The sequence below is a fragment of the Pantoea jilinensis genome (assembly GCF_019104105.1).
Taxonomy (GTDB): domain Bacteria; phylum Pseudomonadota; class Gammaproteobacteria; order Enterobacterales; family Enterobacteriaceae; genus Pantoea; species Pantoea eucalypti.
Window position 1 is genome coordinate 139,804 of record NZ_CP077748.1, and the last position, 24,422, is coordinate 164,225.

Consider the following 24,422-nt stretch of genomic DNA (forward strand, 5'->3'; position numbering starts at 1 on the left):
TTCTGGAGAATAATTGATGAAAATTTTACTGATGCTGGTGGCGTCACTTATGGCATTCAGTCCGGCCTATGCAGCCGAACAGCCGTCTGCACGGGATCAACAGGCTCCGGGTTATTACCGGATGATGTTAGGTAAATTGCGCATTACCGCCGTTTCCGACGGCACGGTGACCATTCCCCTTAATAGACTACTGACAAACATTTCACCGGATACACTCAGCAAGGGAATGGCCAGAGAGGCGATGACGCCGCAGGCTGAAACGTCGATTAACGCGTTTGTTATCGATGATGGCAAAAAGCGCATCTTAGTCGATACTGGCGCCGGTGAGCTTTTTGGCCACGATGGCGGACATCTGCTGACCAACCTGGCCGCTGCTGGCTATCCGGCTGAATCGATCGATGCTGTGCTTCTGACTCATGTTCATGCCGATCATTCAGGCGGTGTCTCGCGTGCAGGCAAGCCGGCTTTTCCTGAAGCTGAAGTGTATGTGGATAAACGGGATGTCGATTTCTGGCTTAATCCGGCCAACGCCAGCAAAGTGGAAGCCAGTCAGGCTCACACCTTTGCGGATTCTGAACGAACGCTTCGCCCGGTCATGAATGCTGGCCTGCTTAAAACATTTATGGCACCCGCTACATTACCGGGAGGAATCCGTGCTGAGTCGACCGCTGGCCATACGCCGGGCAGCGTACTTTATCGCGTGGAAAGCCAGGGGCAGACGCTGGTGTTATGGGGAGACATCATCCATGCCAAAGCGGTGCAAATGCCAGACCCCGAAGTGGCCATCCATTTTGATGTCGATCAGAAACAGGCTATTAATACACGTGAAAGGGTACTGAAACAGGCTGCCGATCAGGGCTACTGGGTGGCTGCGGCGCATATCGCTTTCCCGGGTCTGGGTCATGTTCAGCACGAGGGTAATGCTTATCGCTGGGTGCCCGCTAATTACACCACCCAGCTCGGGCAGTCAGTTTCTGACGAGGCCAACAATTAACACATAATGGGTTTGGCAAAACGCGTTCAGACAGATTTACCGGTCACAAGCTCAAAGCAAAGCAGATTGGATATTTATCGGGCGTCCATTGCGGACGCCTTTCAACATCACTATTTCACTGGGCCTCCTCTGGCACCCGGCCTGAAAGCATGCTTTTTCGCCCGCCAGGCGATGATCAACGCAACCGCCATAAAGGTGAGTAGCGCCCAGGGGAAAGAGACCGCACCGGCATTATTGAGAAGCAGTCCTCCAGTAACGCCGCCGCTGGCGATAGCCAGATTCCATGCGGTTGTCACCATCGCCTGAACAACGTCGACATGATTGCCAGCCGAATCAGCGGCGGCCGTTTGCATCTGGGTTGATGCACCACCAAACGACCAACCCCATACGATGACAGCCACATAGACCACAATCTGTTCCCGCATGCCTGCGACCAGCACCACAGAAACCGCCGCCAGTGCTGCAAGGCTGAGCAGAACCAGATGTCGCAAATGACGATCTACCAACATTCCGGTGATCCAGATGCCGACCAATGCCGCGATGCCAAAAATCAGCAGGATAAGTCCGACGTTTCCGGTCAGTCCCGACAACTGCAGGAATGGTCCGATGAACGTATAAAGAATGTTGTGAGCCGTCATCCACAGAAAGATAACCGCCAGAACGGGCCTGACGCCGGGCATACGGAAAACCTGCCATACCGGCAGTCGACGGTCAGCCTGCTGGCCCGGCAGGTCAGGAACCGCCACCCATGTCCAGATAAAGAGAATAATGGCCAGTGCTGCCATGATCCCAAAGGGGACTCTCCATCCCATCATACTGCCCAGCCATGCGCCTGCCGGGGTTCCCAGCGACAGGGCAACCGGTATTCCAACCATCGCAATAGCCAGCGCGCGGCCCTGTAATTCAGCAGGAACGAGGCGGCGCGCATAGCCCGCCAGGATTCCCCATGCAAGTCCGGCAGCCACACCGGACATGAAGCGAGCCCCCATCGTCAGCCAGTAGCTGGATGAAAGGGTGGTAACGGTGTTGAAAATCAGGAAAGTCCCGACGGCAAGCAGCAGCACTTTTTTACGTCGCCATCCACTGGTCAGAACCGTTAAAGGAATCGCCGCCAGCAGCGATCCCAGCGCATAGATACTGACCAGCTGGCCTGCCATTACCTGAGAAACCCCCAGACCTTTTCCGATCTCCGGAAGCAGACCCGCCGGAAGGGTCTCGGTCAGAATGGCGATAAAGCCAGTCATGGCAAATGCCAGCAGGGAAGCCAGAGGCAGGCCTCGTTGTGTTGTGGTTTCACTGAATGCGCTATTGGCGTGCACGTTGAATCCTTTTTAAAGTTTGTAACGCTTAAAAATTGCGAAAACCCGCTTGATAACGGACTGACTGATATACATATCGATCGGTATATATATTCGAAACTATAAGCCCCCGCGCAACTTGTCAAGAATATATGTATCGATTAGTATTTATGTCTGGCAAGTCAAAAAGGAACGGATATGGCTCAGATGGGACGTCCACGAACATTTGACCGTGACGAAGCAATTCGTCAGGCGATGACACTTTTCTGGCAACACGGTTACGAGTCCACTTCGCTTGCCATGCTCAAGTCGAATCTCGGTAACGGTATCACTGCCCCCAGTTTTTACGCCGCATTTGGTTCTAAAGAGGCGCTGTTCGAAGAGGTTGTCGAATGCTATATGACGACTTATGGTCAGGTGAACGATTGTCTATGGGACGATTCGCTTGAACCCCGACAGGCTATCGAACTCGCCTTGCGTCGCTCCGCAAAGATGCAGACAGATCAGGGACATCCCAGCGGTTGCCTGATCGCGCTATCCGTTAATACCTGCTCACCTGCAAACGCGCACATTCGTGAGCTTCTGGCAGCGCAACGTGATAGGACCAGAGCGGGATTTTTGCGATGTGTCACCAGAGCGAAAGAGGTGGGGCTTCTGGTTTCCGGTACAGATGTGCAGGCACTGGCCAGGTTTTTTCACAGTTTTGAAATCGGCCTGTCGACCGAAGCCCGCGATGGCGCAACCGGTAAAGAACTTGATGCGGCGGTATCAACTGCCATGAAGACCTGGGATGCCTATTGTCGTAGTGTTGATTGACTGAAATGGTGCCCGGACTCAACACGGCGGGTGAGTCTTTGTGAGGAGCGTTGTACGAAAGCGGAATAACCGTTGTCCTCAATAAGGAAAAGACGTTTCGTGAAAAGTAAGCTTATGACTGACATCAAAACGTGGGCACGAAACATCAAACGGGATGTGCATGCGGTATGGCTCGCCGCCCGCGATCCCCGTACACCGTTAGTGGCTAAAGTGCTGGCGATGATTGTCGCGGCCTATGCGGTTTCACCCATCGATCTGATCCCCGACTTCATTCCCGTTATCGGCTATCTCGACGACCTGATCATTGTACCGCTGGGGATCATGCTGGTGGTGCGTCTTATTCCCCCCGAGGTGATGCGCGAACATCGTGAAACTGCAGCGCAAGCCAGTACACATCCGGTCAGTCGCGTAACGGCAGGGATCTTTATCGCGATATGGATTGTTGGTGCCACTGTGCTGTTCAGCCAAATCGTCGCAGCGTTCAGGCATCATTTTTCCTGAAAGCACGGTAGTCGATTTTCCATGCATTGAGCTTGTTATATAACGCCGTTCGTGAGATCCCCAGCAGTTGCGCCGACTGACGCAGATTCCCCTGTTGTTCACTGACAATTTGTAAAATATGCATCCGCTCCAGATTTTGCAGTGAGGGTTGAATCTCTCCGGGCGCATCACTGGCTGAGACTTGCTGCAGGGATTCGGGCAAATCGGCGCGGGTTATTTCTAACCCTTCACTCAGGTTGACGACACGCTCAATCACATTTTCCAGTTCACGTACGTTTCCCGGCCAATCCCAGGCTTGCAGACAGGTCATTGCGTCCGGCGCGACCACAGGCGGAATACGCTTCAGACGTGTGCAGAGCGCCTGAATGAAAATATTCACCAACTCCGGTATGTCTTCACGACGGTCACGCAGCGGAGGAATTTCTAATGAAATTACATTCAGGCGGTAATAGAGATCGCGCCGAAAGGCATTTTTCTCCACGGCATCCAGCAGGTTGCAGTGCGTTGCCACGATAATGCGGACATTCACTTTCACGGGCTGAGCCGCGCCGATACGCAGCACTTCACTCTCCTGCAGCACGCGTAGCAAGCTGGTTTGCGCTTCGAGCGGCATCTCACCAATCTCATCCAGGAAAAGGGTTCCGCCGTCAGCCAGTTCAAACTTGCCCGCCGAACCGCCACGCCGTGAACCGGTGAAGGCGCCATCCGCATAGCCAAACAGCTCGCTTTGCACCAGATCGCGTGGCAGTGCGCCGCAGTTAAGAGCGATAAACGCTTCCTGCTGACGTGGGCTGGCATTATGAATGGCCTGCGCAAACAACTCTTTGCCGGTGCCACTTTCACCGCTGAGCAGCACTGTGCTGTCGGTTCGGCTGCTGACCCGGGCCTTATGAATTGCCTGCTGCAGACGCGACGAGCGGCCGCGAATCATGTCAAAGGTGTAACTGGCATTCACGCCCATGACACGTCGTGTAATGGCACGGATACGCTGATTTTCACGCAGCGACAGCACGCGTCCGCCATCCGGCGCGGGCATCAATGATATCAGGCAGGAGAGGGGGGCCAGGCCGGCCGGCCTGAACTGCAACTCGATGTCATTACAAAAAGGCATGGTCAGCAGCGATCCGCCTTGTGGCTGTAGCAGTTCATCAATCGGGATATTGCCTGGATTCAGCCCGCTGAAAATCTGGCGCGCATAGCGGTTAAGGGTTTTAATGCGTCCCTGTTTATCACAGACAATCACACCTTCATTCAGCGTCTCAAGAATGGACTGCTGTTCAGCCAGCAGGCGTCGTAGCATCAGTTGCTGTCCGACTGCTTCTGCAGCCGCCTGGACCGTGCCAAGTGTGTGGACGTTGAAATTATCAGGCGTGGCGGTCAGTGTGAGCACACCTATCAATTGTCCGTTTTCATTACGTACGGGGGCCGCAGCGCACTGCCGGCGGCGTTTTCGCAAATCAAACTTCCAGTTTTCACCGCTCAACACATAGACCAGTCGCTGTTCAATCAGGCAGCGCGCGGTACAGTTAGTACCCAATACCTCTTCACGCAGAATACTGCCGATCGGTGTCAGGTCGGCACCGCAAAAATGGAGCGTTACACCCTGCGCATCGGTGAGGTTAATGTGCCCGTCCGGATTATAGGCGAGCAAATTTTCCATAATGCTGCGTGCAACAAGAATGAGTTCTGCATTGTTTTCAAGAATCGCAGTCAGTTCGCTGGCTGGGGGCGCGGTATAGATAAATCGATCTGGATCGATAGCGTACTGCTGCGAGCGTTGCCAGGAGTGCAGAATAGTTTCACGAAGCGCTGGCGGCGGTTCGCCCTGGGTAAAGCTCTCCCAGCTTCGCCATAACAGCGCGTCCCAACTGTCGGCGGCCTCCCTGTCGGGCAGGCTGAAGATCGACTCGCTCTCATCTCGTAATAACAATTGCTGATTCACACGCCACTCCAGTGGAATTAAATGTCCATTTTATGGACATGTTAAGTTGACATGTAAACATTGTTGCCAGTTTGTGGTGTGACGTTGTGTCAGCGCTCACAAAATTTCCCGGATTTTGGTTGGCACCACCTTTGCAAAGGTTGATGCAATCACCTGAATCAATCATGCGAAGGGAAATAAGTTGTTATGCGCAAACACAATTTACGGCTGATTCTGTTTATCTGTGCCATTGCTTCACTAAGTGGCGTGATTCTCGGTTATGACGCTTCTGTAATCTCTGGCGTTATCGACCCGCTGACAGAACATCTGAATTTAACGCCATGGGAAAGTGGCTGGGCGGTGTCCAACGTCATTCTCGGCTGCATCGGCGGCGCATGGAGTGTTGGCTTCATTTCTGATCGTATCGGTCGCAAAACGACCCTAATCGTTACCGCTCTACTCTTTTTGCTCTCCGCAGTGGGCGCTGCGCTGGCGGGATCGCTGACCGATTTCGTTATCTGGCGACTGACTGGCGGGCTGGCGGTCGGGATGGCCTCTGCGATTACGCCGCTTTACATCGCTGAAGTTTCACCCAAAGACTGGCGCGGACGGATGCTCGGCCTGCAGCAGATGCTGATGGTGGGCGGACAGGTTACCGTCTATATCGTGAATTACCTGATTGCACGCGGCATGCCGCATCAGTGGATTGTCAGTGAAGGCTGGCGCTGGATGCTCGCCTCGGGCGTGGTGCCTTGCGTGCTATTCCTGCTGCTGGTGCCGTTTATGCCAGAATCACCGCGCTGGCTGGCGCTGAACGGCAAAAAAGAGCGCGCCCTTGAGGTGCTGACGCGTCTTTCAAATGCCCGACACGCCGAGCGACTGTTACAGGAAATCCTGACGTCAAATCGGGATGACAACATCCAGACCCGTCAGCGCGGCATCCTGCGGGATGCGCGGGCACGCTATATCCTGCTGGTGGGTTGTGCCATTGCTATTTTGCAGCAGATCTCCGGTATCAACATCCTGCTCTATTACGCGCCGTCACTCTTACAAAACATCACCGGCAGTACCCAGTCTTCCCTGTTTCACAGCATTTTCATTGGTCTTGCGCTGCTGGCTGGCGTGGCCGTTTGTCTGAGTACCATTGATCGTCTGGGCCGCACGTTGCTGCTGCGCTGGGGGGCACTGGGATGCGCGCTCTCTATGATCTTCACCGCCCTGGCATTTATCGCCGATGCAGGTGGCCTGCTGCCGGTGATTGGACTGCTGGCCTTCGTGCTGATATTTGGCCTCTCATGGAGCCTGGGTGCCTGGCTGCTGATCTCAGAAATCTTTCCTAATCGGATTCGCGCCGTGGCGATGGGCTTTGCGTTCGCCTCGATGTACGTCGCTAATTTTATCGTTACCCAAAGCTTCCCGATGATGAACCGCAGCCAGGTGCTGATGGAACACTTTCATGGTGCCTTCCCACTGATGTTATGCGCGGTGGGATCGCTCATCGCGTTCTGGTTTGTCCATCGTTTTTTACCGGAAACCCGGGGCGTGTCGCTGGAGCACATTGAACCGCTGATGCTCTCCAAATCCCGTCGTTTCGCTGCTGAGGTGAAGCGATCTGAACAACACCCTTCATCGCCCGCCTGGGCAAAAGCAAAATAATAAGGAGTTTTTATGAACCATCAAACAGTGCGCGTGGGTTTAATCGGCGCAGGCCGCATGGGCAGCTTCCATGCGGAAAATCTGGCCTGGCGTGTGCCTGGTGCCACCCTTGCGGCAGTGGCCGATCCGTTCCCTGGCGCAGCAGAGAAGCTCGCCAGCCGGCTTGGGGTGAGCAAATCGTATAGCGATCTGCATGCGCTGCTTCAGGATGATGAAATCGACGCCGTTGCGATTGCCGCGCCAGCACGGACGCATGCGGAGTGGGTGATTGCCGCGGCCAGAGCCGGCAAACATGTGTTTTGCGAAAAGCCTATGGCTGTCACGCTGGATGAGGCCGATCGCGCCATCGCGGCGGCAAAAGAGGCAGGCGTCGTGTTACAGGTGGGCTTTAATCGCCGCTTTGATTCCGGTTTTGCGGCAGCAATTGCAGCGGTAAAAAATGGTGAGAATGGCACGACCCAGCTTAGTCGCTCTGTGACCCGTGACCCAGGCCTGAACGATCCAGCGCCGATTCCGCAATGGACCATCTTCCTTGAAACGCTGATTCACGATTTTGACACGCTACTGCACTTCAATCATGGCGCAAAGCCGGTAGAAGTCTATGCGCTGGCCGATGCGCTGGTGCGGCCAGATTTTAAGGATAAAGGGCTGCTGGATACCTCGGTTGTGACTATTCGCTTCGACAACGGCGCTATTGCTATAGCTGAGGCAAACTTTCAGGCGGTCTATGGCTATGACGTGCGCGGTGAGGTTTTTGGCAGTAAAGGCATGCTGCAGGCGGGCCACATCAATGCCAACCACTGCGTGCGTTACACCGCCAGCGGAATAGCCGTCGATACGTCGCGACTGGATTCAGATCTGCTGCGAGAGGCCTATGTGGCAGAAATGACCGAGTTTGCCTGCTGTATCCGAAGTGGTGAAACGCCTCGCGCCACGGGCGAAGATGCGCGCAACGCGCTGGAAATTGCGCTGGCCTGTATCGAATCTGTACAGAGCAACCTGCCGGTTAAGCTGGGGGCGCGCTGATGGCTGATTATCAACTTTCCGTCTGCGCTGAAATGGTATTTCTGGAGCTGCCATTTACAGAGCGCGTAAAACGCATTCATGAGCTGGGTTTCGGCGTCGAAATCTGGGGATGGGCCAACAAGGATATTGATGCGCTGGTGGCTACCGGTGCGCGCTTTACCTCTATGACCGGTTATCTGAGCGGTAATCTTACCGATGAAACAGAGATAGCGCAGTTACTGCAGAGTGCTGAAGCCTCACTGGCTGTGGCCGAACGTCTCAGTTGTCCTGTACTGAATCTGCATGGCACCGGACTTGACGACCGCGGACTGCCGGTAAAACCCGTGACAACGGTAACGGGCGCTATGTGGCTCAAGGCCGCCGATACGCTGCGCCAGGTTGCACAACTTGGTGAACGAGCCGGACGCGTTTTCACCCTCGAAAACCTTAATCTGCCGATCGATCATCCGGGCACACCCTTCGCCCTGGCCTCTGAAACGCGGGCGCTGGTCGAAGCGGTCAACAGCCCGGCGCTGAAGATGAATCTGGATCTCTACCATGCACAAATTGGCGAAGGCAATCTGATTGAACTGGTACGGCGCTGCGGTTCAGCGATAGGGGAAATCCAGGTTGCCGATGTACCAGGCCGCCAGCAGCCGGGCACCGGCGAGATCAATTACCGGGCAATTGCACGGACGCTGCAGGAGATAGGTTACAGCGGCACCGTCGCCATGGAGGGCTGGGCCAGCGGTGATAGCACAGCGGCTGTCCAGCAGTTCCGCGATCACTTTACGTTGTAAGCAGCATGCGTCGGGTATTTGCCTGTTACCCGACGCACAATAATGTTAATGAAAACAATAACAACCTCAACCTACAGGAATTGACTATGAACATCAGAAACCTTCTGCTTTGTCTTTGCTCCCTGCTGTTTAGTGCAGGAATCAGTGCCAAAACGTTTACCGTTGGCGTCGCGCTGGCTAACTTCGACCTTAACTTTGTCTCCATCCTTCGCACTCAGATGCAGAAAGAGCTTAACGCCAGTGAACTCAAGAGCCAGTTTGTTGATGCCAAAGGCGATGTCGCGCTGCAGGTGCAGCAGGTTGATGACTTTATCAACCAGGGCGTTGACGCCATTATTCTCAATCCGGTTGATACTCAGGGTGTTTTACCGATGATCACGGCCGCCAAAAATGCCGGTATTCCGCTGGTTTTCGTAAATCGTAAACCGGAAGTGAAACTGCCAGCAGATATGGCATATGTTGGTTCTGATTCGGCGCTGGGTGGTGAAATGCAGATGGAGGCGCTGGCAAAGAAAATGAACTACAAAGGTAATGTAGCGATACTGATGGGCGCGCTGTCGAATGAAGAGGCCCGTGAGCGTACCCGTGCTGTGGAAGCGGTTATCAGTAAATATAAAGACATGAAAGTTATTGAGAAGCAGACAGCGAAATGGCAACGCAATGAAGCGGTTGATGTGGTTTCTGGCTGGCTGCTAAATCAGCGTCCCATTGACGCCATTGCTGCAAACAACGATGAGATGGCGATTGGCGCGATTATGGCTTTAAACCAGGCGAAGAACGATAAAATCCTTGTGGCGGGAATTGATGGAACACCCGATGGTCAGCAGTTCATTAAAAACGGCAGGATGGTGCTCACTATTTTTCAGGATGCAAAAGGACAGGCTACCGGCGCAGTTCAGGTGACCAAAGCCCTGCTGAACAAACAAAAGGTTGAGACGCTTAACTGGGTGCCTTACAAGCTGATTACACCTGAAAATTATCTGAACTTTGTTGCTGAGAATTCAAAGTAGTCCCACGTTCAGGGTTATTTACGAACATCTCTTTCAGGTGAAAATGATCAACCGGGGTACCTGAACAATGATGAATATGCGCGCGTATTCTGGACCGTGAACGGTGAAATGGGGAATTGAACACGCGCGCAAATTGCCAGTGAATGATTTTCAGCCGTCTCTCTTACAAACCGACCAGCGTAATCTGTTTCTTGATGGTCAGCGCTTTATAGAGTGCTTTAGCCAGGCTGCCAGGCTCAACGTCAGGCCTGACGCCCTCCGGATCAGTCCAGAACGATTTAATCCGCAAAATGGTGTTGATGCTGGTCACGCGCTCCAGTTCCAGAACGGCCAGTACAGGGTGACGCATTTCGCCGAGTTCTTCTATTGTATCGGCTTCAATGACCGCGGCACGGGATGCCTGACTATCAAAGATCACGTGGCAGCGTGCCCCCTTGAGGTTAAGAATGTCGATGACTTCATAAAGGCATTCAACAGCCTCTGCACTGTAGGTTGCGGACACATTAAACATAGCAAATCCCTCTGACGTAAAACGTAGTAAGCAGCCAGCATAGGCGAACTACAATCAGAGTAGAAGTTACTGTTTTTGAATGAAAAATATAGAGTCAAAAGGTGACGATAACGTGTGTCATTTTAACTCTTATTTAGACTGGCACTAATAATAAGCGAGACGTTAACAGATTCTGGCGATGGGAGGCGGATTTGACTTAAAGAAGGACTCACATCGGGCATGCTAATCGTTCCAGTGAGCAGTGTATTTACAGATGTAAGTAGCGCATTCAGCTACAGGTTTTCGCTATTTTACACAATGAACCTCAGGTTAAGTTTAAGATTTATCGCTCTCTTAAATCTCAAATTCCCCAGGCTGACTGGAGTAATGACTTAACCTGGCTCAACACTCAGTCTGATTTGTTTCTGCGGTTCAGCGGGATATTCTGGTGGGTCAACATCCTGATGGGGTTTCGCAACTCAGGTGAGTAGTACGGCGTGAAGCGGATTTGGCGGCGGATAAGACGTCCCGGAATTATGCAGGTTTGTTCACATATGCGGGCGACACGCTGGCGGTTACTGCCTGATCAACCAAATTTCAAAATACGAAAGCGAGAAAAGCCACCACAGAGGATGGCTTTGCCTGCACGATAATCTGCGTGTGGCGTGAGAGAATGGCTACCTGAAACCTGAGTTAATCAGGTTCATCACGCCGTGGCGTAAGTTATTTCTTTGTGATTGCTCAATCCCTGAACATTCTCTGACGGTGCGTCCTCAGTCCTGAATGCGCTTACCGTACGCATCATGATAACGGCCTGATCATTCAGCATGGCGGAAGCAGCAAGCGATTCCTCTACAAGAGCGGCGTTCTGCTGGGTGGTGGTGTCGATCTGCGTAATGGCAATATTAATCTGAGCAATACCGTCCGCCTGTTCGACGGCAGCCTGATCGATTTGGCTCAGGATTGTTTTCATCTCAGAAACGTTGCTGATCATGCCGCCCATCAACTGGTTTGCGTCCGTTGCCATTCTTTGTCCGTCTCGTGTCTGGGATGAAGACTTTTCAATCAACGCTTTTATCTCGCTGGATGAAGTGGCCGTCTTCTGTGACAGGGAACGAACCTCCTGCGCCACTACCGCAAATCCCCGGCCATGCTCACCGGCACGCGCTGCTTCAACCGCCGCATTGAGCGCCAGAATATTGGTCTGGAACGCAATCGAGTCAATCAAGGTCAGTATTTCCGCCATCTGACGTGAGGAGGCTTCGATTTCATTCATCTTAACCGTCACGGCCTGCATCATTTCACCGTTTTGACTGACGGCATTCTCAGCCTGCGCTGAGAGCGTGGAGGCAAAGCGCGTATTGCTGCGGGTGTGGGCAATGGTGGCGGTAAACTGCTCAACAGAGGCAGCCGTTTCCTCTACCGAGCTGGCCTGCTCTTCCGTTCGTTCCGATAAATTACGGGTGCCGGCGAGTATCTGATGGGCCCCGGTAGCGATATTTTCTGCACCTTCGCGTATCTGACGGACCATCACACTGAGATTAGTTTGCATGGCGCCAATGGCGTTCATGAGAAGTCCTGTCTCATCCCGACGTTGCGTGCTGATACTGTTAGTGAGGTGCCCTTCAGCGACTCGCTGTACCCGGGCGATAACGTCATAAAGCGGGGCAGTAATCGATCGGGTAATAAACAGTGCCAGCGTAATGGCTGTCAGGATGCTGAACAGAGAGATGAAAATAATCTCCTTGCGTACGCTGTTATATCGCGTAGTGAAACTTTCATAGGAGCTTTTCATCTGGGCTTCCTGTAACCCGATGAAATTCGATACTTGCTTAACATACGCATCCTGTAGTTTCACTGTTGAGTTGAGATAAAACGAGTTTGCCTCCGCTTTATTTACGGCCAGGCGCGACAGGAAATCCTGGCGCGAACTCAGGAATTCGCGGCGTTTGACCTCAATATCATCAAGGATCCTCTGTGAGTCACTGTCGTCTGCAAGACGCCGCAGTTCGCCAAACGTGGTGCTGATATTCTTTGTTTTTTCCAGCATCTCACGCTCAATGGTCATTTTGGAAACGGGATCTTGGGCATTTATCAGCATCAGCTGTAGCTGGACACCCTGATTTATATTCTGAATAAGGTCATTGCCTAAAGATATCGTTGGATAGTCGTCGTTAATCATACCGGTGATACTTGTTCTGGCCATTCCCAGCGCGTTGAGTCCGATAAGGACGCTGACAAGCAGAAAAGAAATCAGTGCGAAATAAGAAATTCCAAGCTTTGATCTGATCTTTAGATTTTCAAAAACCTGCTTAACTCTGTTCATTATTAACGTTCCTGGTGAGTGTGTGGTGAAAATGAAAATGGGGGTAATGCCGCAATGGTTACCCTAAGCATTAATGTGTTCATTCATGCATTATGATTTATGAAATAACCAAATTGTTGTGGGCAGAGTGGGCGCGACCACAGATATCCCTGTATCAGAACTTCATTTTTCAGATCCATTCGGCTGATAAGTTCTAACTGCTGTTGTGTTTCAATTCCCTCTACGACAATGACTTTACCCAGTTTCTGGGCCAGTTGAATACTGGACTCCATTACTGTGCAGGCAAGTGGGTTAGAAATGGCTTCTTCAGTCAGGCTTTTATCAATTTTTATGCACCTGAAGTTGCTGTTGTAAAGATAGCGAAGCCCTGAACTGCCGGTTCCGAAATCATCCACGGCCATCTCAACACCCGCTGCGATTAAAACGCTGAGAGTTGTCTTTACGCTCATCTGCTGCGCCAGTTCCTGGCGTTCAGTTAATTCCAGCACCAGTTTTATTTTGCAGGCTGCCGTGGCATTCAGAAAGTACTGACAGGCAATGATAAGAGATTCCTGTTCAAAGTGAGAGGAATGAACATTAAAGTTAAGCCTGAACGAAGGCGGAAGTATCAGACTTCCTGCTAAGATTCTGTCAGCAATATCGGTTAAAAGAAACTCTGCCAGTTTGTTCACGATATTATGTTTTTCAGCAACAGGAATAAAAAGGTGGGGCGATATCATTATGGACGGGCTCACTCTCCAGCGTATCAAAACCTCGCCTCCCATAAGGCGTTTTTCGTTCAGGCTGAATACCGGTTGTATGTCAAAAGAGAAAGCCTTGTCTCTAAGGGCGTTAATGATGTAACGCTTTCTGGAGTAGAATCGGTTGAGTGTCCAGCGTGAGGTAAGGAAAAATGCCAGAAACAGGGAAGAAAAAAAACCAGCAGAGATTATAGTATGGTCAATGCCATCGGTATTTTCTGATGAGGTCTCTATTATTTTGTACGGAAACAGGGTGGATTTTTTTAAATAACCATTTTCTTCCACCGAAGAAGATGCTGTTAAACCATGCCAGGAGAGTCGCATTCCATCTGCTTCAAGTGTATAAATTTTGTTGCTTACCAGATGGATTGTGCTGAGTGGTGTCGTAAAATATCCGGCATCTATTGCAAGTGTCATTATGCCATTATTGAAAGGTATTAAAATCACCATTGCATTTTTATCTGGCACGCGATTGGAGCCGGATATGAGTTTTATTGAAATTCCTTTTTCATTTTGTTCGATGCGTTTTCTGATATCGTGCCTGATGTTCAGGTTAACCCTTTCGTTTGGAATGTAGGTCTGACCTGTCGATGAGGAGCAGTAAATATTCCCGGAGGCATCAAACAGAGTCAGCGATCGAATATAGCCGTTTGTCTGAACGGTTTTTTTTATTGACTGCAGTTGCTGGCTTGTGCAGTCTGTCCCCGTTTTTATTAGTGCGGTGGCACTTTCGATCGCGTCCGCCAGAATTCCGTCGATTTTTATTACCAGGTTCTCCAGTGTCCGGGTTCTTTGTTTGTCGTCAGAGGATGAATTAATGCAGTAAAAAAAGATCGCTGACAAAGCGACCAGAATTGATGAAATGATTAATGACGCCCATAATTTCTTTTTATCCGCACGCTCAGGGTGTTGAAAGGCTTCTGAAATTATAGTTGCGTGCCTTGCCTTCATCATTTCTCCCCTGGTGTTATGTGGTTTAAAAGAAATTAATTTTTCCCAAAAAACACTGGGTCAATGGCTAAATTTTTGTCTGAAGGATTTCGGTCAATCATATAAATAATGAATGACGTAATATCACCTTTTTTTCTAAAATAGATTGTGTAGCGCAACAGCTAATACACTGTAATCTAATCATCAATTTTATGTCAAGATGATCGGGTTAGCGTAAATTATCAGTGTGACGCCAGGTAATAACGGTAAACGTTAATACTCGGAAAAATAAACATGTCGTTATATCGGCAATGTAACAGGAAAATATAGTTCAAATAAAGTGAACGAGTGCAGGAGCTGTAATCAGTTTAACTGATTACGGCCTGCAGAAAGGGGGCTTTAATCCAGAGTTTATATTGATAACGCTAAGTGATCATCACCTCATAATAACCTGCTGCCAGTTCATCCAGTATCCCATCTGTAAATGCCGGTATGTTTTAGCCCTGTGGTGAGGCTTTGTCGGCAAGCCATTGGCGGTAACGTGCTGGCGCCATTCCCATTATCTGTGTGAATGCTTTTCTGAAGGCTGTCTCTTCTGAATAGCCACACTCTGTCACCACCTGACGTATGCTGATCGTAGGATTCGCGAGCATGACACAGGCAGATTCTATTCTTATGCGGGTGATGAATTCTTTAGGCTTTTCCTGCGTGAGCGCTTTAAGTTTTCGTTGCAGCGTGCGTTCAGTGGTATTGAGTGCTTCAGCCAGTTTTGCCGCGCTGATAGAGGGGTTTTTAAACCGTATGATGTCCTGAGCACGTAATAAAAGCGGGTGGCCATTATCTGCCAGCCCGGGAGGGACATAAAGGTGCTGGCATAAAGAGTCGTTGTCCGTTAGCGACATGCCTGCGGCAAGTTTTGCCACATCGGCTCCAGCGCCTTTCTGAATAATATGCAGAACCAGCGAAATCCATGAGAAACAGCCGCCGGTGGTCAATACCCGTCCATCTTCCTCAAGCACCTTACCCCATTGAGACTGGGCAAGTGGGTAGCGTTCCCGCATGGTGTGATAAAACCACCACGTTGTTGAAAAAGACTTTCCGTCAAGCAAACCTGCTTCGCCCAGTATGAACCCACCTGTACCTGTTGAGGCGATGATAGAACCGGCGTCATATTGCTTCCTTAACCAGACGGCGGCCTCTTTTACGCCCAGCATATTCACGGGCTCCCGGTTGTTTCCCAGCACCATGCCGGGGGCAATAATGACATCAGGTTGACCAACTGACTGAAAGGAGCTGTCAATGTGAATGAGACGGCCCTGAACGTCCCATACGGGGCCACCATCCGGACTGACGATAACGGTCTGGAAAGGGTCGTTTTCAAACCGGGCTGCATGTTGTGGACTGGAAGCAACGGCATAATTCGCTATCCAGAACATGTCTGCTATTCCTGAAATGGCTGAGAGAACGCTGCCCTCAATAGCCAGTATCGCAATTCGCATTGCCTGAACCCCATGGTGTTAAATTGTCGTAAATTGCGTGAAAATTGTTACTTACTGCGTAACACAATCAAAGCAGCTGTTTAACCTGTTAAGCGTGTATAGAGCCACAACGCGCTACCGTCATGCAAACTGAACCTGAGATGCAAAACATCTGGGCAGTAAATGAATGTAATCAGATTGTTAAATAGAGGGTTTTTTCAGCCACAAATGCGTCTGAGAAGGTGAAGGGGATGCATTACAGCGTGAAACTAACGAAGCGTGCAATCAGGCCATAGCCAGATGCTGTGAAGCATCGGATGGCTGCTCTGTAGCTGAGTTATTAAACTTTAAAATCACAGGTAAATTGCTAATAAGCATCTAATTATTTGCTGGTATAGTGACATAAAAAAATAGTCACTGGAGTTTATCGATGTTGAGCAAATACAAAGGTTCGCAAATTCTTTTTCACTGGCTTACGGTTCTGTTGATCATCGTGGCTTACGCTACGATTGAGCTGCGCTGGATGGCAGACAAGGGCACCTGGCAGCGAAATGTGGTTATGATTACTCACTTTTCAGCAGGTTTCTGCATATTGCTCCTGATGATAGCCCGTCTTTTTTTGCGCACCCGCACGAAAACCCCGCCGATCACGCCACCTGTTGCGCCATGGCAGACGGGTATTTCGCATCTGGTGCACACCTTGCTGTATGCACTTTTTGTTGTATTACCGATCCTGGGGCTGAGTTCACGTTACCTGCGCGGAAAAGAGTGGTCCCTGTTTGGGCTTAACATGCCTGTCGCGACGATTCCGGACCCTGCCACTGCCAGTATGTTAATTGACTGGCACGAAACCCTGGCGCCACTGGGATACTGGTTAATTGGTCTGCATGCGGTGGCGGCGTTGTTCCATCACTATTTTCTGAAAGATGACACGTTGCGCAGGATGATGCCGTAAGCGCGTGGCCTGATAATCAGAGCGTGTTGATCGTTCACGATCCTGCACTCGTCGGTGAGATGTACAGGAATTTTGAGGAGAATCATGCTCTGGTTAATAGCGAAATATGCCATTACGGCGTTTATGGTCGTACTGATATCAGAAGCGGCGAAGCGCAGCGATCGACTGGGCGGCCTGCTTGCCGCCTTACCGCTGGTCACTCTTCTGGTGCTGATCTGGATGAAGCTGGAAGGGCAGACACAGGAAAAAATCAGCGCTCATGCCTGGTACACTTTCTGGTATGTGGTGCCGACACTGCCGATGTTCGTTCTTTTTCCTTACCTCTATCAGCGAACCGGCTTCTGGCTGACGCTACTGATATCCTGCGTAATCACTGTCATCCTCTTTGTTCTCTGGGCGCTGTTTTTAAAGCGCTTTGGTATTCAGCTTATGTAGTTAAGGTGACGCTTACGCGTCACCTTAATTCACCCTGCGAAATGGCCAAACAAAGCGCCAGTCACGCCGGACAGCGCCATTGCGAGACTGCTCCAGAAACTGACACGGATGACGCTGCGTATGACTGGTGCTCCGCCGGCTCTGGCGGCTACAGCTCCTAAAATCATCAGCGCCAGCAGAGCCGAGATAACAATACCCGCAATACCTGAATAAGTCAGAGCGACAATAAGCGGAATTAATGCCCCCACCGTAAAACTGCCTGCAGAGAACAGTGCAGCCTGAAGCGGCCGGGCGCTGGAGATATCAGAGATGCCAAGTTCATCACGCGTATGCGCATCAAGAGCGTCATGTTTCATGAGTGCAGTGGCAACCTCATGCGCTAATTCTTTATTCAAACCGCGATGAGTATAAATTGCTGCCAGCTCGTGTGTTTCAGCCTGATAGTTGCTTTCCAGTTCGGCCTGTTCTTCGGCAATAGCGGCGCGCTCGGTGTCAGCCTGTGAGGAAACAGAAACGTACTCACCTGTCGCCATAGACATGGCACCGGCCACCACGCCAGCTACGCCTGCCAGAAGCAGACTATGAAAAGCGCTGTTAGCAGCAGCGACACCGGTGAGAAGGCTTGCCGTCGAAACAATGCCATCATTGGCACCCAGCACGGCTGCTCGCAGCCAGCCAGATCGCGAAATTTTGTGCGATTCTCCATGTATCAACCGTTTATCCCTCTTGTGTCAGACGTTAACGTTTTAAAGCAGGCCACAGCAGGCACTCAATCTGTAAATCATGACGTCGTCGGTTTAGATTAGTCGCCCTCGAAAAAGTATAGACGCGGGGCGAAAGTCAACGAGGGAACCGGCGGGCCATCGTTAAAAAACCTTAATCAAGCTTGCTGAGATCACGTTCAATATCGGCATGCCGTCCATTGTCAGCGATTTCCCGCCCTGGACGCGGCGCTGCTTTGAGTGCTTTTTCCAGATATTGCCTGGCGATCTGGTTATTACCCTGATTGAGCTGGAAATCGCCATAAAAATAAAGAGGGTGGAGATTTATTTTCACTGCCCTCAGGTTAGCGTGATTGAGAATTATCAACATCTGTTTTTATCGTAAAGGCGAAATAGATAATTCACCAAAAAACTACTGCTAAAGCGGGAGCCATACCTGATAAAATAAACACCGTTAGATTATTCATCCTCTCAATACCAGCAGACTTTTACTGCATAAGTGATTCGCTGCGCTTTTTACACATTTCACGTTCTGGAATCGAACCTGGCGGGTACTTAAAAAGTGTAAGTATTGATTCTTTATTTATAATTTTTACCCGGTTTTAGCTAAAGTGGATATCATTCTGACTAAACCATAATGGCTTTACGATGCCGACATCTTTAACCTCCACGTTGTATGCCCGCTTGCGTCTGGTGCTCTCTGTTGCTGCCGGTTTAATGTGCTACTTTTTGCTCTCTGCTCAGTTGGGTCAGATGCAGCGTTTGCTGATTAGCTGGAATGTGTGGGCCTGGCTCTATCTCTGCATTCTCTGGGTTCGCATGCTGCGAACCGATGCAACAGGAATTAAGCGTATTGCTCAGCTGCAGGATCAGAGTGCCGCGCTGGTGCTGGGAATCGTGATTGTGGCGTGTATGGTCAGCATTGTGGCTATTCTGAGTGAACTCCCTACCCTGAAAGGACTCACCGGCACACCACGACTCCTGCATTTGTTGCTGACAGCAATGACATTGATCGCATCCTGGGCCATGTTGCCCAGCTCATTTGCGATGCACTATGCTCATCAGCACTACCTTAACCGGAGTGAAAATGTGAGTCCGTTGATATTCCCCGATAAAACGACGGATCCGGGCTACTGGGATTTCCTCTACTTTTCATTCACCATCGCGGTTGCGTCACAAACTGCGGACGTCGCCACTGGAACCACAGAGATGCGTAAACTCGCATTACTGCAATCTGTTATCTCCTTTATTTTCAATCTGGCTATTCTGGGTTTATCGGTGAATGTCGGGGCTGGTTTACTGAATTAAATCCAGTGACAGCCTGGCATCATTTGCGGAGCTGTCATTCTGTAACAACCTGGTCACCTTTAGTGATTATAACAATGTGTAATGAGGTGTTATCTGCCTCTTCAACCGACACGCACTGCCGTGTAAGTTCTGTCGTGTTATACGTTTGTTGTTCCCGTGATCCGATCAGGAGAAAGAGAGTGAAAGCAACTGCAATGGTTACAACCAGCCTGTTAATGCTGATGAGCAGTGTTCATGCTGAAGGTCTGACGACCTCAGCGGATGGTAAAAACCTGACTGTCAGTTTCGGGCAGCCCACCATCAAACAGGTGCTGCACTACCGCAAAATGTATGACAAAAAGCCGTTTCCGGACGCTGAGATCTATTATTACGACAATGGCACCTACAAGATCATTTCTCAGGGCGAAAACCACTACGGCGTTTACGTTATGCAGGGCAAGTTTGATGATGAAACGTTCACCGTGCGTTTTATCTCTCTGCCTTCTGCTGACTGGGGGAATAAAACGGCCTTTCACCAGTTAACCTTTATCAGAAGTGAAAAGCAGCACGTTTTCATTCAGAACGCGATTGTCGACACCGGCGAGGCCATCGCACAGCAGAACGGCACCTATACACAGGAAATGAATACGGTCACAAACCCCGTTTCTACCCACTGGGAAAACAAATAAATGCCGCAGCGGGTCAGCCACCTTTGTCTGACCCTCGTGCTTTTTGCGGAGGAACGACCCACAGCTGTTTCAATCCACTCATTTTTAACTCAGAAGATGATTAGCCGTTCTGAAATGACTACTCTTATGTCTCGCAGTCCGATGCGCTTAACCCGCCATTCGCGCTGTAAATGGGCGGCAAAGCACACCACGTGTATCCGGCCCATGAAAGGCAGTGTCTGATTCCGTCTGACGCAAAAATCCTGCCACTTACTCTTAAGGTCCTGAGGCGTAAATATGGACAGAGTTTTGCCCCTGCTTGATGTGCAGGAGGTCACTTTTTCAGTCGGAGATCGTCAGCTACTACGACCGGTATCTCTGCAGTTACATCAGGGCGATTGCGTATTACTGACCGGCCCTTCTGGCAGTGGAAAAAGCACACTTTTAAAAATTATGGCTTCCCTCATTACGCCAGATTCCGGGCAACTCTTCTTCAAAAACCACGACATCACCACCCTGGACGCAGAGGCGTATCGCCAGCAGGTCTCGTACTGTTTTCAGACACCGCAGCTGTTTGGTCAGACGGTTTACGACAACCTCGCGCTTCCCTGGCAGATCCGGCGCCAGAAACCGCATCGGGAAAGGCTTGTTGCTCACCTTGAGAGTGTCAATCTCTCACCCGATATGCTGAATAAATCTGTTGAACAGCTCTCCGGTGGGGAAAAGCAGCGTATCGGGCTGCTTCGTAATCTGCAGTTTATGCCGGATATTTTGCTACTGGATGAAGTCACCAGCGCCCTTGATGACGTAAACAGGCTGGCGGTGCTTTCATTGATTAACAGAATTTCAGTTGAAGACAAGGTGGCAGTGGTGCGCATCAGTCACGATGTAAATGACATTCAGCAGGCCGGGAATGTGCTTCGTCTGGCAGCGCCCGAAGAGGAGCATCAGCGTGAATCAACATAATATCAGTGACACCTCACTGTTGCTCTCATTGACGCTGGTCGTCATTGCTTTGCTAATCAGTCAGAAAGAAAAGCTCGGCATGAGCAAAGATATTATCTGGAGTGTATGCCGGGCGATTATCCAGCTGATTATTGTTGGCTTCGTGCTGAAGTCAATTTTCGACGTTAATAACAGCTGGCTGACGGTAGTGATGGTGTTGTTTATCTGCGTAAATGCCGCAATCAATGCACGCAAGCGCGGTCGGAATATCGATAACGCCTTTGCGATATCCTTTGTCGCTATTTTCAGTGGCACCGTCATCACACTGACGATTCTGGTGCTTAGCGGCGCAATCGCCTTTGTGCCGATGCAGGTCATTCCCATCTCAGGCATGATTGCCGGTAATGCCATGGTCGCGGTAGGGCTCTGTTACAGCAATCTGAACCAGCGTTTCAGCGATAATCACCAGAAAATTATGGAGATGCTGAGCCTGGGCGCATCAGTGAAGTTGTCGTCGGGCCGTATTATTGCTGACAGCATTCGTACAGCTTTGATTCCCACGGTAGATGCGGCCAAAACGGTCGGACTGGTCAGCCTTCCAGGGATGATGTCAGGGTTGATCTTCGCAGGAATCGATCCGCTCAAGGCAATTAAGTATCAGATTATGGTGACGTTCATGCTGATTGGAACCGCCAGCCTGTCAACAATCATCGCGGTCTATTTATCTTACCGACGTTTTTATAATGCCAGGTCGCAGCTGAAAATATCGGACAACAACTCTCATTAATGATCGTGGCTGCGTGCTCTGAACATGACAGCCAGTGATTATAGTCAGTCTGCCATCAGTTAACGCGCACGCGCCTGATTGATGGCGGACCGCTTCAACAGCCCTTGCATCAGGCGAATTGTAAGGGTCAGATTCATGTTTATTGATTACATATTCCTGTGCCTCATGCACCGTTGTGATTGAGTTTACTTCTGTCAGTGATAATAGCGGTCTCGCGATTGCTTAAATTCATAGTGATGGACGCAGAGTCTATACAAAACCTTTTAATTGTAGATTGGTCGATCTACAATACTCCTGTTCACAGAGGAGAGCCCTATGAAAGCAGCTGCGGGAAGACCGAGAGAGTTCGATCCAGACGTGTTTCTCAATACAGCACTTGAATGTTTCTGGCGAAACGGATACCAGGCGACATCGATGGCTGACCTCATGAAAGCCTCAGGCCTGGCGAGTGCCAGTATTTATAAGCTTTATCCGGATAAGCGCGCTATATACCTTGCTGCATTACAGCGCTACATGGAGGATGGCAATTCAAGAACGGCAAAGCGAAATGCAGAAATGTCGCCTGAGGCAGCGCTGCGAGAAATGCTTGAATTTGTGGCCCAGCTATCATCTGCTCCTTTGGGAGAGAAAGGCTGCTTTACTATTGCAGCAGCCAGTGAGCTTTTACCTGGGGACGAAGAGGTAAAATCAAAAGTATCTTCTAAATTCAATAATATTATCAATGAATTAGAATGGATATTAGTAAGAGGTCAGCAGGAGGGTATCTTTCGGCAGGATGAACATGCCAGGGTCATGGCTCAAAGCATTTTTATGATGCTGGAGGGCATGAGGATTTATGGAAAACTTCAGCCTGAGATAAAAGAACTTCATAGCACTAACGATTTTATTGTCAGGACGATACTGGCGGAAAATTATAATAAAGCCGGGCAACTCTCGGTTAAGGCATCCGCATGATTGCGGTTGGCACCATTGTTCGTCGACGAAACAGAAGAAAAAAAATGATTGTGCTTGAATGCACCGACGAGAGGGTGGTCTGCGGCTGGATCGATAAAGGACGTTTTTTTAAAAGATCTTTTACCTTATCAGAATTGAACATATGCACACCGTATTCAAATTTCTGGCCTGTGACCTGAAAGTGTCGTGATGATTAATATCAGATGGTGCCCATTAAAATAAATAACCAGCAGAACCCTGAAAACGCATTGCCGTTATTAAACGATCTGCCAACGTTTAAAGCCGATAACCCGGTACCCGACGCAATTTCAAAGACGACTGCCGCAAGGAGTATGGGTGTCAGATATAAGACGGTTCAATTTGCAAAGAGATGCCGCCAGGCATGCAGGAAGAAATCGCTGAGCTTGCCCCTGCATTCAGTCGCCGGATACACGCCATGACGAATCGGCAACTGCCACGCGATTTTTGTCGTTATGGCTAATTTGACAAACTCTCTCTATGATGGATTTTTTCCCGTGTGTTTATCGGGAACGATCAATGACTTAGGGAAGAATCCTCGCGATGACTTTGTTAAATGACCTCGATCTGCGTCAGCTGGAAGCCTTCTCGGCGGTAATCTCTGCGGGCAGCGTCACCGCGGCAGCCAAAGTGCTAAACCGCTCACAACCCGCCGTTTCCCGTCTGATTCAGGAGCTGGAGCAGTCGCTGGGTTACCCACTGTTTATTCGTAATGGTCCGCGCATTCATCCCTCAGAAGAGGCCTTGCAGCTGCATCAGTATGTGCAAAAAGCGCTGCTGTCATTACAGCAGATACGCCTGCGTGCTCAGGAAATTGCGCATCAGCAGCATCGCCCGCTCAGTATTGCGGCTACGCCCGCGCTCGCTGCCGGCTTATTGCCACAGGCACTGGCTGCGCTGAATCTGCAAAACAAAGTGCAAATCATCAGTGAATCCGCCGTTCAGACGGCGCATGCGGTGATCACCGCAGAGGCTGACATCGGTTTGTGCAGTTTGCCTCTAGAACATCACGCGGTTGAGTTGCACTGGATTGGACAGTCGCAGTGCGTGGTCGCGCTGCCGGAAAAAGATGAGCTGGCATTGAACAGTACGCTATCGCTGAGTCAGTTAGCAGGCCGCCGTTTAATTGCCCCCTGGAGTCCGCAGCGTTTGCGTGGCCGCTATGATAAAGCGCTGAAGAAGGTCAAAGCGCCGCTGCTGGAAACTATCGAAACCAATTCGTCGGCGAATATTCTGGGCTGCGTGCGGGCTGGATTAGGTGTAGCGATCCTCGAACCGGTTACAGGCTGGGGCATGCCGCTGGCCGGTGTGGCGATCCGCCCGCTTCAGGAAGATATCCCTTACTTTTTTGGTGTGATCACGCCTCAGGGCCGCCAGCTTTCCAGCGCGGCGCAGGCGCTGGTGGAGGCGCTGGCAGATGCCGCCGCGCAGTTGCTGCCTGGATTTAAACGTCTGACTGCCAGTGAACACCCTCGCATTATGCGAATCATCAATCAGGATTAATAACGGTTTTCGTTTTAACGTCACTATCAAGTGGAAGGCTGCGATATAGAGATCGTTTTTACTGCAGGTATTAAGGCAGAACCAGACACCCATTTATAAAAAACCCCTTCATATTCAATGCTTATAGCTTTTTCAGCATAAGATATAAGAAATCCATTGGTCGAATCCTGAGCGGAGTTATTG

23 protein-coding genes are annotated in these 24,422 nt (G+C 50.4%); 15 read left to right on the forward strand and 8 right to left on the reverse strand.

Features of this window, described 5'->3' with window-relative positions:
* The first annotated feature begins 16 nt into the window (after positions 1-16).
* Positions 17-994, forward strand: coding sequence for an MBL fold metallo-hydrolase (locus KTJ90_RS20160; protein WP_375150362.1), 978 nt, complete (start codon positions 17-19; stop codon positions 992-994).
* Positions 995-1,104: 110 nt separating this feature from the next.
* On the opposite strand, the gene KTJ90_RS20165 is transcribed toward KTJ90_RS20160, so the two are convergent.
* Entirely contained in the window at positions 1,105-2,313 is a 1,209-nt protein-coding gene (locus tag KTJ90_RS20165) for an MFS transporter (RefSeq protein WP_485523266.1), read from the reverse strand.
* A gap of 177 nt (positions 2,314-2,490) precedes the next feature.
* On the opposite strand from KTJ90_RS20165, the gene KTJ90_RS20170 reads away from it, so the two are divergent.
* Entirely contained in the window at positions 2,491-3,108 is a 618-nt protein-coding gene (locus KTJ90_RS20170) for a TetR/AcrR family transcriptional regulator (RefSeq protein WP_499027020.1), read from the forward strand.
* A 114-nt stretch (positions 3,109-3,222) separates the two neighbouring features.
* Positions 3,223-3,609 (forward strand): YkvA family protein, encoded by a 387-nt coding sequence (locus KTJ90_RS20175; protein WP_499027072.1) that lies wholly within the window; start codon positions 3,223-3,225, stop codon positions 3,607-3,609.
* Here KTJ90_RS20175 and KTJ90_RS20180 read toward each other — a convergent pair.
* The gene (locus KTJ90_RS20180) at positions 3,590-5,551 is read right to left on the reverse strand and encodes a sigma-54-dependent Fis family transcriptional regulator (protein WP_187513102.1); all 1,962 of its coding nucleotides are present in this window, start codon (positions 5,549-5,551) and stop codon (positions 3,590-3,592) included. The genes KTJ90_RS20175 and KTJ90_RS20180 overlap by 20 nt on opposite strands.
* Before the next feature lie 186 nt (positions 5,552-5,737).
* Here KTJ90_RS20180 and KTJ90_RS20185 point away from each other — a divergent pair, with 186 nt between their 5' ends.
* The 4 genes from KTJ90_RS20185 to KTJ90_RS20200 all read left to right on the forward strand — a co-directional run bounded on the left by KTJ90_RS20185 (position 5,738) and on the right by KTJ90_RS20200 (position 10,001).
* Complete coding sequence (locus KTJ90_RS20185) at positions 5,738-7,186, forward strand: MFS transporter (RefSeq protein WP_499027022.1); 1,449 nt, start codon at positions 5,738-5,740, stop codon at positions 7,184-7,186.
* Positions 7,187-7,198: 12 nt separating this feature from the next.
* Entirely contained in the window at positions 7,199-8,212 is a 1,014-nt protein-coding gene (locus KTJ90_RS20190) for a Gfo/Idh/MocA family oxidoreductase (protein WP_499027024.1), read from the forward strand.
* A complete protein-coding gene (locus KTJ90_RS20195) occupies positions 8,212-8,991 on the forward strand; it encodes a TIM barrel protein (RefSeq protein WP_140915514.1) in 780 nt (259 codons plus the stop codon). The genes KTJ90_RS20190 and KTJ90_RS20195 overlap by 1 nt, the downstream gene beginning before the upstream one ends.
* Before the next feature lie 86 nt (positions 8,992-9,077).
* The gene (locus tag KTJ90_RS20200; RefSeq protein WP_105099774.1) at positions 9,078-10,001 is read left to right on the forward strand and encodes a substrate-binding domain-containing protein; all 924 of its coding nucleotides are present in this window, start codon (positions 9,078-9,080) and stop codon (positions 9,999-10,001) included.
* A 163-nt stretch (positions 10,002-10,164) separates the two neighbouring features.
* Here the strand turns inward: KTJ90_RS20200 and KTJ90_RS20205 are convergent, their stop codons facing one another.
* From KTJ90_RS20205 to KTJ90_RS20220, 4 genes are all read right to left on the reverse strand, one after another.
* Positions 10,165-10,512, reverse strand: coding sequence for a hypothetical protein (locus KTJ90_RS20205; RefSeq protein WP_003855026.1), 348 nt, complete (start codon positions 10,510-10,512; stop codon positions 10,165-10,167).
* 685 nt (positions 10,513-11,197) lie between these two features.
* Positions 11,198-12,817: a methyl-accepting chemotaxis protein gene (locus tag KTJ90_RS20210; RefSeq protein ID WP_499027027.1), complete on the reverse strand. Its 1,620-nt coding sequence runs from the start codon at positions 12,815-12,817 to the stop codon at positions 11,198-11,200.
* A gap of 83 nt (positions 12,818-12,900) precedes the next feature.
* Positions 12,901-14,511 carry an EAL domain-containing protein gene (locus tag KTJ90_RS20215; RefSeq protein ID WP_312041086.1) on the reverse strand — a complete coding sequence of 537 codons (1,611 nt, stop codon included), beginning with the start codon at positions 14,509-14,511 and terminating at the stop codon, positions 12,901-12,903.
* Between the two features lie 473 nt (positions 14,512-14,984).
* A complete protein-coding gene (locus KTJ90_RS20220; RefSeq protein WP_105099772.1) occupies positions 14,985-15,923 on the reverse strand; it encodes a GlxA family transcriptional regulator in 939 nt (312 codons plus the stop codon).
* Positions 15,924-16,395: 472 nt separating this feature from the next.
* Here KTJ90_RS20220 and cybB point away from each other — a divergent pair, with 472 nt between their 5' ends.
* Positions 16,396-16,920, forward strand: a complete 525-nt coding sequence (gene cybB / locus KTJ90_RS20225) for a cytochrome b561 (RefSeq protein ID WP_003855033.1) — start codon at positions 16,396-16,398, stop codon at positions 16,918-16,920.
* Between the two features lie 84 nt (positions 16,921-17,004).
* The gene (locus KTJ90_RS20230; RefSeq protein WP_008924623.1) at positions 17,005-17,355 is read left to right on the forward strand and encodes a DUF3147 family protein; all 351 of its coding nucleotides are present in this window, start codon (positions 17,005-17,007) and stop codon (positions 17,353-17,355) included.
* A gap of 29 nt (positions 17,356-17,384) precedes the next feature.
* On the opposite strand, the gene KTJ90_RS20235 is transcribed toward KTJ90_RS20230, so the two are convergent.
* Both KTJ90_RS20235 and KTJ90_RS20240 read right to left on the reverse strand, forming a co-directional pair.
* On the reverse strand, positions 17,385-18,065 hold the full coding sequence (locus KTJ90_RS20235) for a VIT1/CCC1 transporter family protein (RefSeq protein ID WP_039661827.1): 681 nt from the start codon (positions 18,063-18,065) through the stop codon (positions 17,385-17,387).
* A gap of 166 nt (positions 18,066-18,231) precedes the next feature.
* Positions 18,232-18,411, reverse strand: a complete 180-nt coding sequence (locus tag KTJ90_RS20240) for a hypothetical protein (RefSeq protein ID WP_143756052.1) — start codon at positions 18,409-18,411, stop codon at positions 18,232-18,234.
* A 314-nt stretch (positions 18,412-18,725) separates the two neighbouring features.
* On the opposite strand from KTJ90_RS20240, the gene KTJ90_RS20245 reads away from it, so the two are divergent.
* From KTJ90_RS20245 to KTJ90_RS20270, 6 genes are all read left to right on the forward strand, one after another.
* Positions 18,726-19,385, forward strand: a complete 660-nt coding sequence (locus KTJ90_RS20245) for a DUF1345 domain-containing protein (RefSeq protein ID WP_110411943.1) — start codon at positions 18,726-18,728, stop codon at positions 19,383-19,385.
* A 179-nt stretch (positions 19,386-19,564) separates the two neighbouring features.
* On the forward strand, positions 19,565-20,053 hold the full coding sequence (locus KTJ90_RS20250; protein ID WP_499027031.1) for a hypothetical protein: 489 nt from the start codon (positions 19,565-19,567) through the stop codon (positions 20,051-20,053).
* A gap of 276 nt (positions 20,054-20,329) precedes the next feature.
* Positions 20,330-20,998, forward strand: a complete 669-nt coding sequence (fetA, locus tag KTJ90_RS20255) for an iron efflux ABC transporter ATP-binding subunit FetA (protein WP_039661455.1) — start codon at positions 20,330-20,332, stop codon at positions 20,996-20,998.
* Positions 20,985-21,764: an iron efflux ABC transporter permease subunit FetB gene (fetB, locus tag KTJ90_RS20260; RefSeq protein ID WP_003855040.1), complete on the forward strand. Its 780-nt coding sequence runs from the start codon at positions 20,985-20,987 to the stop codon at positions 21,762-21,764. The genes fetA and fetB overlap by 14 nt, the downstream gene beginning before the upstream one ends.
* A 315-nt stretch (positions 21,765-22,079) precedes the next feature.
* Positions 22,080-22,718: a TetR/AcrR family transcriptional regulator gene (locus KTJ90_RS20265; RefSeq protein ID WP_499027033.1), complete on the forward strand. Its 639-nt coding sequence runs from the start codon at positions 22,080-22,082 to the stop codon at positions 22,716-22,718.
* Between the two features lie 561 nt (positions 22,719-23,279).
* Positions 23,280-24,239 (forward strand): LysR family transcriptional regulator, encoded by a 960-nt coding sequence (locus KTJ90_RS20270; protein ID WP_003855042.1) that lies wholly within the window; start codon positions 23,280-23,282, stop codon positions 24,237-24,239.
* Positions 24,240-24,422 lie beyond the last annotated feature (183 nt).

Bases quoted from the DNA above. Each gene is read 5' to 3' on its own strand.
- KTJ90_RS20160 (WP_375150362.1), top strand. From the start codon at position 17: ATGAAAATTTTACTGATGCTGGTGGCGTCACTTATGGCATTCAGTCCG.
- KTJ90_RS20170 (WP_499027020.1), top strand. From the start codon at position 2,491: ATGGCTCAGATGGGACGTCCACGAACATTTGACCGTGACGAAGCAATT.
- KTJ90_RS20175 (WP_499027072.1), top strand. From the start codon at position 3,223: ATGACTGACATCAAAACGTGGGCACGAAACATCAAACGGGATGTGCAT.
- KTJ90_RS20185 (WP_499027022.1), top strand. From the start codon at position 5,738: ATGCGCAAACACAATTTACGGCTGATTCTGTTTATCTGTGCCATTGCT.
- KTJ90_RS20190 (WP_499027024.1), top strand. From the start codon at position 7,199: ATGAACCATCAAACAGTGCGCGTGGGTTTAATCGGCGCAGGCCGCATG.
- KTJ90_RS20195 (WP_140915514.1), top strand. From the start codon at position 8,212: ATGGCTGATTATCAACTTTCCGTCTGCGCTGAAATGGTATTTCTGGAG.
- KTJ90_RS20200 (WP_105099774.1), top strand. From the start codon at position 9,078: ATGAACATCAGAAACCTTCTGCTTTGTCTTTGCTCCCTGCTGTTTAGT.
- KTJ90_RS20205 (WP_003855026.1), bottom strand. From the start codon at position 10,512: ATGTTTAATGTGTCCGCAACCTACAGTGCAGAGGCTGTTGAATGCCTT.
- KTJ90_RS20210 (WP_499027027.1), bottom strand. From the start codon at position 12,817: ATGAACAGAGTTAAGCAGGTTTTTGAAAATCTAAAGATCAGATCAAAG.
- KTJ90_RS20215 (WP_312041086.1), bottom strand. From the start codon at position 14,511: ATGATGAAGGCAAGGCACGCAACTATAATTTCAGAAGCCTTTCAACAC.
- KTJ90_RS20220 (WP_105099772.1), bottom strand. From the start codon at position 15,923: ATGTTCTGGATAGCGAATTATGCCGTTGCTTCCAGTCCACAACATGCA.
- cybB (WP_003855033.1), top strand. From the start codon at position 16,396: ATGTTGAGCAAATACAAAGGTTCGCAAATTCTTTTTCACTGGCTTACG.
- KTJ90_RS20230 (WP_008924623.1), top strand. From the start codon at position 17,005: ATGCTCTGGTTAATAGCGAAATATGCCATTACGGCGTTTATGGTCGTA.
- KTJ90_RS20245 (WP_110411943.1), top strand. From the start codon at position 18,726: ATGCCGACATCTTTAACCTCCACGTTGTATGCCCGCTTGCGTCTGGTG.
- fetA (WP_039661455.1), top strand. From the start codon at position 20,330: ATGGACAGAGTTTTGCCCCTGCTTGATGTGCAGGAGGTCACTTTTTCA.
- KTJ90_RS20265 (WP_499027033.1), top strand. From the start codon at position 22,080: ATGAAAGCAGCTGCGGGAAGACCGAGAGAGTTCGATCCAGACGTGTTT.
- KTJ90_RS20270 (WP_003855042.1), top strand. From the start codon at position 23,280: ATGACTTTGTTAAATGACCTCGATCTGCGTCAGCTGGAAGCCTTCTCG.